This window comes from Planktothrix mougeotii LEGE 06226, from assembly GCF_015207485.1.
Taxonomy (GTDB): Bacteria; Cyanobacteriota; Cyanobacteriia; order Cyanobacteriales; family Microcoleaceae; genus Planktothrix.
Genome location: NZ_JADEWU010000109.1, coordinates 1 through 16,030 on the forward strand (window position 1 = coordinate 1; position 16,030 = coordinate 16,030).

Consider the following 16,030-nt stretch of genomic DNA (forward strand, 5'->3'; position numbering starts at 1 on the left):
GACAAGGGGAAGGGGAGACAAGGGGACAGGGAGATAAGGGGAGATGGGGAGATGGGAATGAGTTTTATGATTTAGACGGTTTTAACTGTAATGGGAAGTGCTAGATTTTCTGTTCCCTATTCCTTGTTTCCTGCTATAAAATAAACCCAGGCGGAACTTAACGTTAAATATCGTCAATCATTATCTAGGAATATGCAGGGAACCACACTGGGCGGACGGTATCGGATTGTGCAATCATTAGGGGGTGGAGGATTTGCCCATACCTATATTGCTGAAGATCTGCAACTTCCAGATAGTCATCAATGTGTGGTGAAACAACTCAAACCCCAGGCAACGAACCCAACAACTCTACAAATTGCCCGACGTTTATTTGAAACCGAAGCTCAAGTTTTATATCGTTTAGGACATCACAAACATATTCCCCAATTGTTTGCTTTTTTTGAAGAAGATCAAGAATTTTATCTCGTTCAAGAATTTATTGAAGGGCATGATTTAAGTCAAGAATTAACCCCAAATTTTCCACTGATTCAAACTCAACCGCCTCACGCTCCTTCAATTCATTCTAGTACAACTCAAGTTTTAGCCAATCTTCCCAAAGGACGATTCAACGAAGCCGAAACCATTATTCTATTGCAAGATATTTTAACAATATTAGATTTTGTTCATCAACAAAATGTTATTCATCGAGATATTAGTCCTAAAAATATCATCCGCCGTAAAATTGATGATCAATTAGTATTAATTGATTTTGGGGCTGTTAAACAAATTACCACCCAAATGTTAAACTCTCCCGATCAAAGTTTGGTGAGTGTTGGTATTGGTACCCCCGGTTATATGCCGAGTGAACAAGCGAGGGGAAATCCTAAACCCAGTAGTGATGTTTATGCAGTGGGAATGATTGGCATTCAAGCCTTAACTGGAATTGCCCCCCATCAATTACCAACTCATCCTGATACAGAAGAAATTATCTGGCAAAATCAAGTCACTGTCACCCCAGAATTTGCTGAAGTTTTAAATAAAATGGTGCGCTATGATTTTCGAGAACGATATTTTTCTGCAACAGAAGCTTTAAATGCGATTAAAAGCTTAAATCAAGCTCCAGTGGCTACAATTCCCGCCTTTCAATCCTGGCTTAAACCTTTAAAAATTCAACCTTCAAAGCCTAAATTTTATCTCGCATTTTTATCAATATTAGGATTAATAGGATTCGCAACTGTAACTGGGATTTATTTATGGTATTCTCTCAAATCTTATAATGCAACCGATCTCTATAATCAAGGAAACACTTTATATCAATTAAATCGTTATCCAGAAGCTTTAAAACGATATGATCAAGCCCTGAATTTAAAACCCGATTATCGAGAAGCTTGGAAAGAAAAAGGTAAAATCTTATATCAATTAGAACAATATCCTCAAGCTCAAGAAGCCTATGATAAGGCGATTCAAGTTGACCCCAATTATACAGAAGCTTGGATTGGTCGGGGAAAAGTTCTCAATGCGTTACAAAACTATTCTGATGCTTTAACCAGTTTTGAACAAGCCCTTAAACAAAATCCAGAGGCGATAGAAGCTTGGCTCGGAAAAGGAGACGTTTTACTGAATTTTAAACGGTATGAAGAAGCCATTCAATCTTATCAAGAAGTGATAGATCGAGTTCCTTCCTCCTTTGAAGCCTTCTATAAAACGGGAAGGGCTTATCATTATTTAGAAGATTATGAACAAGCAGTTAAAGCTTATAATCAAGCTGTTAAAGTTAAACTTAATGATCCGAATGCCTGGTATCATTTGGGGAATGTTTTAATGCAATTGAAACGTTATGGGGACGCGACGGAATCCTACGATAAAGCCATTCGTTTTAATCCTAATTTTTATCAAGCTTGGTATAGTCGAGGGAATGGCTTAGGAAAGGAAGGGAAAGAAAAAGAAGCCGTTGAATCCTTTCGACAGGCGGTTAAAATTCAACCCACTTATTATCAAGCTTGGTATAGTTTGGGATGGTCATTGCATCAACTGAAACGTTATGAAGAAGCTTTAATTGCTTATGATAAAGCCTTAGAAATTCAAAAAAAGGATTATTTAGTGTGGTATAATCGAGGAAACGCTTTATATAATTTAGGTCGTTATCAAGATGCGATCGCGTCCTATGATGAAGCCATTTATCAACAAATGAATCATGCAGAATCTTGGTACAGTCGGGGGAATGCTTTCGTCAATTTAAAGCAATATCCAGAAGCGATTTCATCCTATGACAAAGCCTTACAATATCATCCTGATTATAAAGCAGCAATCCAGGCGAAAGAGCAAGCCGAAAAACAAATTCAAGATGTTAATATTAATCTGAATTCAACTTTTTGAGTAGCTGATCATAGTCAGAATGGGAGCCAATCCAAAACCATAGGATTGTATCCGAATTTTTCATAACTCCTACGGCACGCCAACCGACTCCCGCCCTGACTGAATATACAGGCTCTACTGAAGCGCAACAACGGGATTATTTAAACCGTTGTAAAGGAACCGTTTTCGGATCAAGAATTTTAGGACTAGGGCTCCCAAATTTAATCGCTAAAGACAGTTTATCTTTATTAGAGAAAACGTGGGTTACTTCTCCAATTCCAAAAGTCCGATGAAACACTTTATCCCCCACTTTCCAGTCTTTTACATCCGATTCTAATTGAACATTTTTTGCAGGTTGTTTAACCTCGTTGGGTGATTTCGCTTCTTTTTTAGTGCCCTTACTTTTACTTGTTTTGGGTTGAGAAGGAGGAATATACCCATGAATTAATCCTTCAGGTAATTCCTTTAAAAACATCGAAGGAATACAGGGTTCTAAATACCCCCATAACCGCCGTTGACAAGCATGGGTTAAGAATAATTGTTCTTGAGCGCGAGTAATACCAACATAACATAAACGTCGCTCTTCTTCAATGGATAAGGGATCATTTAAACTGCGATAATTGGGGAAAAGTCCCTGTTCTAAACCGACTAAAAACACAATGGGAAATTCCAACCCTTTAGCGGCATGAAGGGTTAATAAAGAAACGGCTTGTTGTCCTTCTTGTAAATTATCTAAATCAGAAGATAAGGACGCACTGGCTAAAAATCCACTTAAGGTTGTATCCTCATATTCTTCTTGAAATTGAGACACCGCGTTACTTAATTCTTTAATATTTTCTAAACGGTTTTCTGCCTCATCAGTTCCTTCTTTTTTTAAGTCTTGAATATAACCTGCATCTTCTAAAATTCCTTCTAAAATTTGCAATGCAGAATGGTCTTCTAGGCGTTCTTGCCAAGTTTTAATAATTTGAGCAAATTGATTCACTGATTTTGCTGAACGTCCTGCTATTGTATTAACTGAATCTTCATCACTAATCACTTCCCAGAGGGGTATTCCTAACTGTTGAGAGGCATTAACTAACCCATCAATGGTGGTTTTGCCAATTCCTCGACGGGGGACATTAATAATTCTGAGCAAACTGACACTATCGGCGGGGTTCGCAACGACTCTTAAATAGGATAAGGAATCTTTAATTTCTTTGCGGTCATAAAATCTTAATCCCCCGACAACGGTATAGGGGATATTATGTCTTAATAACACATCTTCTAAGGCGCGAGATTGGGCGTTGGTTCGATATAAAATGGCAAATGCACCATAATCTAATTCTGGATTTTGTTGACTAATTCCTTGAATTTGTGATAGAATAAAATTGGCTTCATCGATTTCATCATCCGCCTTATAACAATAAATTGGCTGTCCTTCTCCTCGTGTTGGACGGAGAATTTTATCAATGCGTTCTGTATTTTGTTGAATTAAATGGTTAGCAACTTGAAGAATATTTTCCCGTGAGCGATAATTTTCCTCTAATTTAATCATAGTCCGGGTATCGTCATCAGATAAGCGATCGCCAAAATCCTGTTGAAATTCTAACAATATTTTATAGTCTGCCATGCGAAACGAATAAATGGATTGATCCACATCTCCCACCACAAAAATTGAGCGATTTTGCCAATTTTTGAACGTTCTGGGGTTTTCGCCATTGGTGACTAATAATCGAATTAAATTATATTGGGTGCGGTTGGTGTCTTGATATTCATCAACTAAAATATGACCAAATTTTTGATGCCAATACGCTAAGACTTGTTCATTTTGACTCAGTAAATCAACGGTAACTCGAATTAAATCATCAAAATCTAAGGCATTATTGGCGGCTAACTGAGATTGATAAGCACTATAAACCTCTGATACCACTCGTCCATAATAATCCGGGTTTTCTCTGGCATATTGTTGAGGAGATAACCCTAAGTTTTTGGCATTACTAATAGAATATCTAATTTTTTTAGGCTCAAACTTTTTATCGTCTAAATTCATTTCTTTGAGGACGATAAATTTAACTAATTTTTGAGCATCATCTTCATCGAAAATTGAAAAATTTTTATCCCATTTTCGCCCACTTTCATCTTGATATTTATTAATATCATATCTCAAGATTCGAGCGCACAAACTATGGAACGTTCCCATCCATAGATGTTTGGTAATACTGCGATAAACCTTTGATTTTAAGCGAGTTTGTTCATCAGCAGCTAAGGCTGAAAACGGTTTTTCAAATTCGATTTCTGCTTGTTGTTGAGCAAAAATGGACTCAACTCGTTCTTTAATTTCTCTGGCGGCTTTATTCGTAAATGTCACCGCTAAAATATTCTCAGGATGAACCCGATAACTGCGAATTAAATTAGCAATGCGATAGGTTAACGCCCGTGTTTTACCCGAACCCGCCCCCGCCACCACCAGCATCGGGCCACAAAAATGCTCAACCGCTTGACGTTGAGACGCATTGAGATGACTAAGGAAATCAACAGTTTGAGTCATGGCTAGAAAAACACGGGAATTCAACACTTTCTATTCTATTGTACGATGTCCGTAGGGGCGAGGTCTCCTCGCCCACACCTGAAAAGAAAACCCATAAAAAAGATGTAACAAAAATCGCCTGTAGGGGTGAGGTCTTCTCGCCCACACCTGAAAAAATTGTCAGAATTCTTCTAACTTCCTAAGTCAATTCCCACCCCATTCTGATTAAATTCTATCACGGTTTTTTCTGATAATTTATGGGTAGTCATGGCGGTTAAAATTTCCAAGGGTAATGTTAAATGATACGCTCCTGCTTGCAACGTTGCGGCGGCTTCTTCGGGAGATTTAATACTGGCTGCTAATATTTTGGTCGGACTTCCATCTAATATATTCGCCATGTTTTTAACTAATGCAATTCCATCTCCTAATAATCGCGTTGCACGATTAACATAAGCGATCGCATATTTTGCCCCTGCTTCCATAGCAACAGCGGCTTGAGCAGGACTATAGATAGCAGTAACAGAACAGGAAATGTCTGGAGATAAGTTAGCAACTGCTTGAAATCCAATGGTTGTAGCAGGAATTTTTAAAACCGTTTGTTCTCCTAATAATTCAAAGGCTTTTCTTCCTTCTCTAACCATTCCTTGAAAATCCGAAGCGGTTAATTGATAATAAATTTCGCCCGAAATTAAATCTTTTAAGTGTTTTAAAGTTTCTTCAGGAGATAATTCACTTTTTGCCAATAAAGTCGGGTTCGTGGTAATTCCTTTTACCCATCCCCACTCTTTGACAATTTGCGCTTCCGAAATGATTGCAGAATCCAAATATAAAGCCATAATTATAATATTTTAAATTTTTAACTGATAACTGATAACTGATAACTGATAACTGACAACTGATTAAGACATTCCTTCAAAGGGGCCGAGAAAGGTGGGTTTGGGACGAATAATATGGAGTTCTAGGATAGCTTTTATTACGGCTAAAACTTCCCGTTGGGTGTAAAATCTCATGGAATCATCCTTGAATTTCCCCCAGTCCGGTGTTCCTAAACCCACTGCTTCTATCCCCAATTGATTACAGGTGTAAACTGCACGGGGAAGATGATATTTTTGGGTAATTAAAACGGCTCGTTCTACCCCAAAAATAACTTTAGCACGATAACAACTTTCATAGGTACTAAATCCTGCATAATCTAATTTAATATCTTTATTCGGAACTCCTAAACGTTCTGCATATTGCTGCATGGCAACAACTTCATTATATTCAGGAGTGCCATTATCTCCGGTCATTAATATTTTATGAACTCGCCCTAAACGATATAATTCTACCGCCCCTTCTACCCGATCTGCTAACATCGGTGTGGGGGTTCCATCAGCCCAAACTCCCGCCCCAAATACAATTGCAACAGGTTCATTGGGAACTTTCTCGACTTGAAAATATCGACGATTATTTGTAACCGTTTTAATATAAACTGTCAAAAGGAATGGGGTTAATAGTGTTACCAAACCTATTAATAAACAGAGAAAACGCCAGTGCAACACAAACCATTTAGGCATAAAATTGAAGCTGACCGTAGCAGGGACAAAGTTTGACTCAAAAATAGGGTATCAGGTTTTTGACGATTCTGAGTTTAAAGGCGAACCCAATTCTGTCAGATTCAAAACATAACCGCCTGTCACCAGATAAACACGGTTGGCGATCGCGCCTAAATGACGAACTAACGCCCCTAAGCGATCGCGAAAGGTTCGACCAATGGGATAAGCGGGAACAATTCCCCATCCGGTTTCTTCTGCTACTAAAATGACATTTCCTGGGATTTGATGCAAGGTTTGTAATAATTGTTTTTGAGTATTTTCCCAGGTGGTTTCATCTTGATCAAGAAGATTGGCTAACCACGTTCCTAATGAATCTACAAGGATACAATTATTTTGACAGGATATTTTTTGTAATGTTGCGGTTAATTCGATTGGAATTTCTAATAGTTTCCAGTCGGTCGGACGACGTTTTTGATGTTTTTGAATCCGCCTTTTCCATTCTTCATCTGTTGGATCATGAGCAGAGGTAGCAATATAAATGACTTGTTTTTGAGACTGTATTGCTAAGGTTTCCGCCCATTCACTTTTTCCTGAACGGGAGGGGCCAGTTACAACAATTAAGTTAGAGGAGGTCGATCCAGAATTCATGATTAAATTAGGTTTTCCAGAATAATTTTAATCGAGTACATAAACTCACAAATAATGCTATAATTAAAGTATAAGATAATCCTCTTAAAAATCCAAGAACCGGGGTATTTGTTACGGCTTCAATTTTAGGAGTCCAGCCTTGTAATTCTAAAATCGGCCATAACAAGTTGGCAAAGGCTAAATAACCAATCATGGGATTTTTACCCGTATCGATGAATAACTGAAACCAGAGGGTTTGGTGAAAGCTCTCGATGAGAATGGTTAAGATCATTAACAGGAAAATTGCGATCGCCAGTGTTATCAAAAAATAACTCATTGTTGTAGGGTCTTTTTTGATTCCTCCTTGATAGGGTTCAAAAGCTAATCCTAAAATTAATCCATACAGTCCCCATTGATACATTTGATAAAGTAAATCTTCTAGGGGATGGCTAGGATTTTTGAGTAAGGGATAACTAATAATTAATAAAATTACACTAATTCCGGTGGTTTGGGGGAGTAAACGAGATTGTAAACCCATGACTAAATTTAAAATGATTAATAACATTAAAATCACAATTCCCCCTAGGCGAAATCGGTTCCAAGTTTTCGGGATATATTCATCCTCAATCTGGGTATAACTGACGATTTCATCCCCAATTATAGTTCCGGGGATAGCAATAAATAAATATTTTAAATATTCAAATTGATATAACCAAGGAATAGGAGAAATAGATAACAAATTGCTCATCCATCCCCCGGCTGATTTTGATAAAATTAAGGCGAATAAAACCCCCAGTAACCCGACTCTAAATTGGGGATGATGGCGCGTGAATAACCAAATAAAAGAGGTAAAAATAACAATATTTGTTAATACCAATAAAATAATATCACTTCGATAGAGAGAAAATTCAGGGAATTTAGAATTATGGGGATATTGAATTTGAGTTAAAATAGCGATCGCAGTCCCCCAACCGATTAAATTCACCGCTAAATTAATCCATTTAGGAATAACTCTAGGTAACTGAACAAACATTAAAAATAAGATTCCAAATCCCATTAACGCCAGTTGCCATTTTTCAGAACTCGGTTCAGGATTAATAACCGTTGGGCGAAAATGTTGTAAAACAATAGCAAAAGTTCCTAATAAAAAGCCCCGTTTTATAATTCCAAAACTGATTTCAAGATTTGTCCATCCTTGAGATAAACGCCGAGATAAGGCGATAGGAATAGCAGTTCCTAATGAAAAAATAAAGATGGGAAAGACTAAATCAACCCAAGTCAGTCCCGCTATTTTTGGATTAAATTGATGAGTTGGTGGCGGAAATTGAGCGTGATACATCCAAGCAGGTAAAGTTCCATTAAAAGGAATTACACCGGATAATACCATTGCTAAAACTGCAAGTCCTCGCAACGCATCTAACGCATCAACTCGTTTACTCTTTGTAGGAGGAGAGTTGGCTAATTGCATGGGTTAAAATCTGACGTTTTGCTAATTCTAACAGACAAAGGTTAACTCAGTAATTCGTGAGGTCAGAAAATATCATTGAAAGGGGATAGTGATGAAATTAAAATTAGCTAATCTTATTGATTAATTCCATTAGCCAATACCTCCAGAAACAGCCAAAATAATTGCTGCAATAAAACCGATTACGATAAAAATTAAGGCAATCATAAACAGCCAATATTGCAGCGTATAAAGTTTACGCAGTTGCCCCAAAGCACCCATCAAATTTTCAATATCATTGCCTTGAGTTTCTACAATTAATTTGAAAGCTTTTGAAGCATTAATTGTCCAAATTCCTGTTACCAATAAAACGACTCCCTGAACTATCCCACCAAATCCTCCTTGCATAATTGCGATGATGCCACTAATAGCCCCCAATATTCCACTGGCTATTAGAAAGTAACTGACAAAGAGCATTTTTTTAGACAAATCCAAAATCAGTTGATTTTGGGATTCATTAAACTCATAGGTTTCGTTGTCCATAATTTACCCTGAAAAAAATATGTTAATTACAGCTTAATTTTACTCCAATTTTTTGAAATGGCAATCATTTAGCCAAAAAATACTTGCCCCTCCTGGGGTTTGTGATAAAATTTGGGCAAATGCTTAACCCATTCCCAAGCCCTAGGCTTTGAACAGGTTGAGCAATAATACTAAAAAAATGGAGTGAGGATGATGAACCTTAAAGTCTTAGCATTGTCTGTTATTCTATCTACACTGGGATTTGCCCCCGTTGTTCAAGCCGAAAATGAATCCGATTTACAACGATTAAGAACGACAAATCGTTGTCCTGAATGTGATTTAAGGGGAGCTAATTTGCAACAGTTTGATTTAAGAGGGGCAGATTTATTTAAAGCGCAATTACAAGGTGCTAATTTAAGAGGAGTTGATTTACGCAGCGCGAATTTGAATCAAGCAAATTTATATTATGCCGATTTAACACAAGCCAATTTAGCCGCTGCTAATTTATTTGATGCGAATTTAAGGAATACTATCTTAGAACGGGCTGATTTAAGAGAAGCGGATTTATCCCAAGCGGATTTAGCTCAAGTCAATTTGATTAAAGCTAATCTAAAAGATGCCAGTTTAGTTAGTGCAAATCTGAGCGAATCCTATCTCAACCAAGCGAATTTAGAAAATGCTGATTTGCGTCAAGCTTTTCTATTTAATAGTGATTTAGAAGCAGCAAATCTCACTAATGCTAATCTTTTAGGAGCAGATTTACGCAGAGCTAATTTGGATCGGGCTGCTTTAGAAAGTGCTAACTTAACGGCTACAATTCTAGCGGATACTAACATTGATCGGGCAGAATTATCTCAAACTATATTAAAAGGATCGGTTTTACAAGGAACGGATTTAGCCCCTGTTGTTTGTGTGGTTAGTAATGTTGTTAATTGTGTGATTTCTCCCGCTTCGGAACAAGCTGAAGATCTATTCTTTCAACCGGAAGTTGAAAACCCCCGTTAGGAATTTAAGATGAGCTACGCCCATCACTTACCTCTATTTAACTTGGGGTTATGATGGGCATAAATCCTCCGACAAAGTTTTAAAGTTTTGTAAAAAGATGTAGTAATTATGAGAATTAATCCTGACCAATGCTTTGATCAATATTCAGGATTTCAGGAAGAGTTAAAATTAAGAATGGATAATTTATCAAGAGGATTGCAACAGATTATTGTAGAGACTTGCGCTCATTATCAAGGGTATTTTTATTCTTAATTTTGTAGTTTTCCAGAGTTTAAAATTATGGGATACGCCACTGGAGAAGATTCTATTATCTTACCAATTCCCCAAAGAAACCGTCGCCTTGCTCAACGCTTTGCTCAACATCAACCCACCGATGAAAAAGCCGAACAAGTCTTTAACAATACCCTTGCCGTTTTAGTGGTTTATGATTTTTTACAACTGTTAGGAATCGAAACAGATTTACTCAAGAGTGATAGTTGGAATTCCGTTGTGAGATTGGTGGCAAATAGTGCCGATTTATTAATTCCTCATTTAGGAAAATTAGAATGCCGTGCGGTTAAAATGGGATCGCAAACTTGTCCTATTCCCATGGAAGTTGGGTCAGATCGAATTGGTTATGTTATTGTCGAATTAGATGAACAGTTTAAAGCAGGAAAACTCTTAGGATTTATTGAACAAGTTAAGGGTACAGAAATCCCCCTGTGTCAATTACAACCCCTGGATGCTTTACTCGATTTGATTAGTTTGAGCCTGAGAAGATTTTAACTTGCTTTGAATTGCAACTTCAATTATAATCAAGCCTTAACTCAATCCCTGAGTCAACAATTTCTGATCAAAACCGCTATATGAAAAAAAATCTGTTTCGTGTAAAACTGGTGCAAACGATGATTGTGGGAATTATTCTTTTATTCCCAACCTTTGCCCGATCTCAAAATGAATTACCGACTGCTGATGAGCTTCGAGGTAAACCCAATGAAGCAGAACAACAACGTTTAGATAAAAAGCAAAGCCGACAAGCTGCACTTCGCCAAGGAATTCAACTTTATAAAACTGGAAATTATGCAGCTTCTGAAACTATTTTTCGTCAATTGGTAGAAGCTCAACCTGAAGAAGCCAAATATCATTTTTATTTCGGAAATGCTTTGTTTTATCAACGCAAAATTGAGGAAGCCACTCAAGCTTATCAAGAAGCGATTCGCCTTAATCCTAAATATGCTTTAGCTTATAATGCTTTAGGCTTTTTACAAGCAACTCAAGGTCAATGGGATGAAGCGATCGCACAGTATCAAAAAGCCTTAGAAATTAATGCTGACTATGCAGAAGCCTTAAAAAATTTAGGGGAAGCGTTCTGGAAAAAAGGGAACATCGCCGAAGCTAAAAATGCTTGGAATAAAGCCTTAAGTTTATATACACAACAGGGAAATAATAAAGCCGCACAACAAATTCAACAAGTCTTAAATCTGACGGCTCAATAACTTTTAAATTCACGAATCAACTAAATTAAAGGGAGAAAAATCTTAACATGACAACCCAGCAACCAACCCGCAAAGAACGCGATAGTATGGGAGAAATTGAAGTAGCGAGCGATCGGTATTGGGGTGCCCAAACCCAACGCTCTATTTATTATTTTAGCATTGGCAATGATTTAATGCCCCAGGAAGTAATCACTGCCTTTGGTATCCTGAAAAAAGCCGCTGCAATTACGAATCAAGAGTTAGGAAAACTCCCCGCAGACAAAGCAAAATTAATGATTCAAGCCGCCGATGAAGTCATTGCGGGTCAACTCAATGATCACTTTCCCTTGCGAGTTTGGATGACCGGAAGTGGAACCCAATCGAATATGAATATTAATGAAGTCATTGCGAACCGAGCCATTGAAATAGCTGGGGGAATCTTAGGCAGTAAAAATCCGATTCATCCCAATGATCATGTTAATATGTCTCAATCTTCTAACGATACATTTCCCACAGCGATGCACATTGCAGCAGCCATTGCTGTTACACAACGGTTAATTCCCAGTGTCAAAAAAATGCGGGATGAATTACACAAAAAAGCCGAAGAATTTGCCGATATTGTTAAAATTGGGAGAACCCATTTACAAGATGCGGTTCCCTTAACGTTAGGTCAAGAATTCTCCGGTTATGTAGCACAATTGGATGGAAATTTAAAGCGACTGGAGATAATTTTACCGGATTTATATGAATTAGCCATCGGGGGAACAGCCGTTGGAACTGGCTTAAATACGCCTCAAGGATTTGCTGAAAAAGTATCCGATCGCATTAGTCAATTAACCGGATTACCCTTTATTTCTGCCCCGAATAAATTTGCAGCTATGGCGGCTCATGATGGCTTAGTGATGGCAAGTGGAGCCTTAAAAACCTTAGCGTGTTCCTTAATGAAAATTGCTAATGATATTCGGTTTTTAGGCAGTGGCCCCCGTTGTGGTTTAGGTGAATTAATATTACCTGAAAATGAACCCGGTTCGTCTATTATGCCGGGGAAAGTCAACCCCACGCAATGTGAAGCCATGACCATGGTAGCCGCACAAGTGATTGGCTATGATACCGCGATTAGTGTTGCGGGTTCCCAGGGACATTTTGAGTTAAATGTCTTCAAACCCATGATTATTTTTAATTTCTTGCAATCCGTGGCTATTTTATCAGATAGTTGCCATAATTTTACAGATTTCTTGTTAATGGGATTAGAAGTTAATCGTAAAAAAATTAATAGTTATGTTGAACAATCTTTAATGTTAGTGACGGCTTTGGCTCCTAAAATTGGCTATGATAATGCAGCCAAAGTTGCCCATATTGCCTTAGAAAAAGATCTGACGTTAAAAGAAGTTTGTCTGGAATTAGGATATATTTCTAGTGAAGAATTTGATGCCATTGTAGATCCGTATAAAATGGCATATCCTAACCTTTAAAAGAAAGTGAGAGAAGGAGTAGGGATGGGTCGTTAATCAATAATAGCCTTTACCCTATTTCCTTGTATCATCCTGTTAATTTTTTATTTCCGAGAAGATTAGCTTTAATTTATTTAAAGATGAGTCTGTTTTTTTCTATTCACCCCTTTTAAAAAAAGGTATTGAATTTACGAAAATAAGGATCTATAGTGAATGTAGACTATACTAAAATTCACTCGCTAATCACAATCACCTCGCCTAAATCAAACAAAAACCCTGAAAACCTAGGATGTGAGTCGAGTTTTGACACGTTGTCAAGCCCAAAGGATAAAAATTTTAACTTTAAGGCTTTAACTCACCGTTAGAGCAAACCGATCAACCCAAATGATATTGTTGATCACCTCAGAACAATCCAAACTAGGGAGGAATCAAACTTGAATTTTAAACCCATCTATTTTTCAACTCATTATCAACAAAGTTTTTTCTATTAATGATGTATTTATTATGTCTTTAAACCCAACTTTTGTCCCAAAAGATACAATTGAATTTCCTGATCGTCCACTGCCTTTAGATTCTAAATTTTATATTCAACGCCTACCTTGCGAAAATTTAGGCTATGCTGAAATTAAAAAATCGGGGAGCTTACTCCGACTAAAAGCTCCTAGAAAAATGGGCAAAAGTTCTTTTATTTTAAGACTGCTAAACTATGCTGAAAGTTTAGGATATCAGACGGTTTCAATTGATTTTCTCCAAGCGGATAGTGCCATTTTTGAGAATTCTAATAAATTTTTGAAGTGGCTGTGTATTAATATCGCTCGACAATTGAAAATTGAACCTCAATTAAGCAATTATTGGGATGATGATATTGGGAGTAAAGTCAGTTCTACAGTTTATTTAGAAAGTCATATTTTTCCCCAACTCAATTCCTCTATTGTTTTAGCTTTTAATGAATTAAATCGGGTTTTTGAGTATCAAAATATTAGCCAAGATTTCCTCCCTCTGATTCGATTTTGGTATGAGCAGGGAAGGCAAACTCAACTTTGGCAAAAGGTTCATTTTATTTTAGTTCAGTCCACAGAAGTTTATGTATCTTTAAATATTCATCAATCCCCCTTTAATATTGGTTTAGCGATTGAATTACCTGTATTTACCCTGGAACAAGTTAAGGACTTAGCACAACGTTATCAACTGAATTTAACGGATAATCACATTAAAAAACTATCCAATTTAGTTGGAGGACATCCCTATTTAGTCCATCTTGCACTTTATCACTTAAGCTATGATCTCATTAACATAGATGAGTTATTAAATACCTCTCCAACCTTAACCGGAATTTATCGAGAACATTTGCAATCTCTCTCGTTGAGCCTTCAACAAAAACCTGAACTTGCTATAGCCATGAAACGAGTAGCAACGGCAACAGACAGTATTCAAATTGAACCGCTCATTGCTTATCAATTGTATAGTTTAGGTTTAGTCAATTTACAAGGAAATTATTGTCTATGTTCTTGTGAACTTTATCGTCTTTATTTTCAGTGGCAATTGTTGAATAAAAATCAAGAAAATGCCAGTAAATTACGAAAACTTCAACAAGAAAATAAATTTTTAAAAGCTTTGGTTTATGTTGATCCTTTAACAGAAGTCGCCAACCGCAGGCAATTTGATCACTGTATAGAGATTGAATGGAAACGAATGATGCGGGAAATTGCTCCCTTATCTTTAATTTTATGTGATATTGATCATTTTAAAATTTATAATGATACTTATGGTCATCAAATGGGAGATGAATGTTTAAAAAAAGTAGCTCAATCTATTCGTAATGTCGTTCAACGTCCGGGGGATTTAGTGGCTCGTTATGGGGGTGAAGAATTTGTGATTATCCTTCCGAGAACAGACGCAACAGGCGCACTGTATATTGCGGAAGCAGTTCGTGAGAATCTCAAAACTTTAGCGCTTCCCTTTGACACAGAACAATTGCCCAATCGTCCAGCACCGATTGTTACAATTAGTATCGGCGTAGCCACTACAATTCCCGGTGTTGATACCAATGATATTGGCTCGTTATTTTTAGCCGCCGATGAAGCCTTATATGAATCTAAAAGAAACGGCAGAGATCAAGTGCAATTGAGTTCATTTTTGCAATTTAGATATTGATTAAAAGAATGACAATCTATCGATATCGTGTCGGCGGTAGTCTCAGTAATGATGATTTATTTTATGTGGTTCGCCAAGCAGATACAGAATTGTATGAAGCCTTAAAAGCGGGAGAATTTTGTTATGTTCTCAATGCTCGACAAATGGGAAAATCTTCTTTATTAGTCCGAACATTTTATCGGATGAAACAGGAAGGTTATGTTTGTGCAACCTTGGATATGACCCAAATTGGGAGTGAATCTGTAACGCCACTTCAATGGTATAAAGGAGCAATCACCAGCTTATTATTAGGATTTAATTTATTCAACACCTTTAATTTTAAATCCTGGTGGACAACCCAGGAAAACGTTTCATTTTCCCAACGATTTAGCAATTTTTTAGAGCGTTTATTATTTGAATTTTTTCCTCAAAAAAAAATTATTATTTTTATTGATGAAATTGATAGTATTCTGAGTTTACCGTTTTCCGTTGATGATTTTTTTGCTTTGATTCGATTTTGTTATAACAACCGAGCTATTTATTCTGAATATAACCGTCTAACCTTTGCAATTTTTGGAGTCGCCACTCCCCCGGATTTAATTACTGATAAAACTCGGACTCCTTTTAATATTGGTAAATCAATTTTTTTACAAGGTTTTCAATTCCATGAAGCTCAACCTTTAGCCCAGGGGTTAACGCCCTATTCTGAACGACCCCAAGCGGTCTTAAGCGAAATTTTAAATTGGACAAATGGACAACCCTTTTTAACTCAAAAATTGTGCCAATTAATCCAAACCATTAATCAAAGTAGTAGCTCTCAAAAAATCATTATTCCCGCCGGACTAGAATCTTTTTGGATTGAGTCTCTAGCCCGAACTAAAATTATTGAAAGTTGGGAATTTCAAGATGAACCCGAACACTTAAGAACCATTCGAGATCGCCTATTTTTTTATCAAAATCGCATCGGAAAATTACTAGGAATGTATCAAAAAATCCTACAAGGAGTTACCATTCCC

General features: G+C 37.0%; 14 protein-coding genes. 8 read left to right on the forward strand and 6 right to left on the reverse strand.

All coding sequences use genetic code 11. From position 1 onward, the window contains the following. Positions 1-192: 192 nt before the first annotated feature. Positions 193-2,355 carry a serine/threonine-protein kinase gene (locus IQ236_RS25595; RefSeq protein WP_193871889.1) on the forward strand — a complete coding sequence of 721 codons (2,163 nt, stop codon included), beginning with the start codon at positions 193-195 and terminating at the stop codon, positions 2,353-2,355. A 136-nt stretch (positions 2,356-2,491) separates the two neighbouring features. On the opposite strand, the gene pcrA is transcribed toward IQ236_RS25595, so the two are convergent. The 6 genes from pcrA to IQ236_RS25625 form a co-directional block, all read right to left on the reverse strand. After that, the gene (gene pcrA, locus IQ236_RS25600; RefSeq protein WP_193871890.1) at positions 2,492-4,864 is read right to left on the reverse strand and encodes a DNA helicase PcrA; all 2,373 of its coding nucleotides are present in this window, start codon (positions 4,862-4,864) and stop codon (positions 2,492-2,494) included. Between the two features lie 170 nt (positions 4,865-5,034). After that, complete coding sequence (locus IQ236_RS25605) at positions 5,035-5,679, reverse strand: transaldolase family protein (protein WP_193871891.1); 645 nt, start codon at positions 5,677-5,679, stop codon at positions 5,035-5,037. 63 nt (positions 5,680-5,742) lie between these two features. Further along, on the reverse strand, positions 5,743-6,399 hold the full coding sequence (locus IQ236_RS25610; protein WP_193871892.1) for a SanA/YdcF family protein: 657 nt from the start codon (positions 6,397-6,399) through the stop codon (positions 5,743-5,745). A gap of 51 nt (positions 6,400-6,450) precedes the next feature. After that, the gene (gene cobU / locus IQ236_RS25615; protein ID WP_193871893.1) at positions 6,451-7,026 is read right to left on the reverse strand and encodes a bifunctional adenosylcobinamide kinase/adenosylcobinamide-phosphate guanylyltransferase; all 576 of its coding nucleotides are present in this window, start codon (positions 7,024-7,026) and stop codon (positions 6,451-6,453) included. Positions 7,027-7,033: 7 nt separating this feature from the next. Beyond that, positions 7,034-8,473, reverse strand: coding sequence for a DUF5009 domain-containing protein (locus IQ236_RS25620; RefSeq protein ID WP_193871894.1), 1,440 nt, complete (start codon positions 8,471-8,473; stop codon positions 7,034-7,036). A gap of 129 nt (positions 8,474-8,602) precedes the next feature. After that, positions 8,603-8,992 (reverse strand): hypothetical protein, encoded by a 390-nt coding sequence (locus IQ236_RS25625; protein WP_190520262.1) that lies wholly within the window; start codon positions 8,990-8,992, stop codon positions 8,603-8,605. A gap of 189 nt (positions 8,993-9,181) precedes the next feature. Between IQ236_RS25625 and IQ236_RS25630 the strand changes: the two genes are divergently transcribed. From IQ236_RS25630 to IQ236_RS25660, 7 genes are all read left to right on the forward strand, one after another. Continuing rightward, positions 9,182-9,976, forward strand: a complete 795-nt coding sequence (locus IQ236_RS25630) for a pentapeptide repeat-containing protein (protein ID WP_228041866.1) — start codon at positions 9,182-9,184, stop codon at positions 9,974-9,976. Positions 9,977-10,084: 108 nt separating this feature from the next. After that, positions 10,085-10,228 carry a hypothetical protein gene (locus IQ236_RS25635; protein ID WP_193871895.1) on the forward strand — a complete coding sequence of 48 codons (144 nt, stop codon included), beginning with the start codon at positions 10,085-10,087 and terminating at the stop codon, positions 10,226-10,228. Between the two features lie 27 nt (positions 10,229-10,255). Next, positions 10,256-10,741: a DUF1822 family protein gene (locus IQ236_RS25640; protein ID WP_193871896.1), complete on the forward strand. Its 486-nt coding sequence runs from the start codon at positions 10,256-10,258 to the stop codon at positions 10,739-10,741. Positions 10,742-10,821: 80 nt separating this feature from the next. Further along, a complete protein-coding gene (locus tag IQ236_RS25645; protein WP_193871897.1) occupies positions 10,822-11,451 on the forward strand; it encodes a tetratricopeptide repeat protein in 630 nt (209 codons plus the stop codon). 47 nt (positions 11,452-11,498) lie between these two features. Further along, positions 11,499-12,902 (forward strand): class II fumarate hydratase, encoded by a 1,404-nt coding sequence (fumC, locus tag IQ236_RS25650; protein ID WP_193871898.1) that lies wholly within the window; start codon positions 11,499-11,501, stop codon positions 12,900-12,902. 483 nt (positions 12,903-13,385) lie between these two features. Further along, on the forward strand, positions 13,386-15,035 hold the full coding sequence (locus IQ236_RS25655; protein WP_193871899.1) for an AAA-like domain-containing protein: 1,650 nt from the start codon (positions 13,386-13,388) through the stop codon (positions 15,033-15,035). Between the two features lie 8 nt (positions 15,036-15,043). Continuing rightward, positions 15,044-16,030: AAA-like domain-containing protein (locus tag IQ236_RS25660; protein WP_193871900.1), on the forward strand; the 987-nt coding region annotated here is incomplete at its 3' end.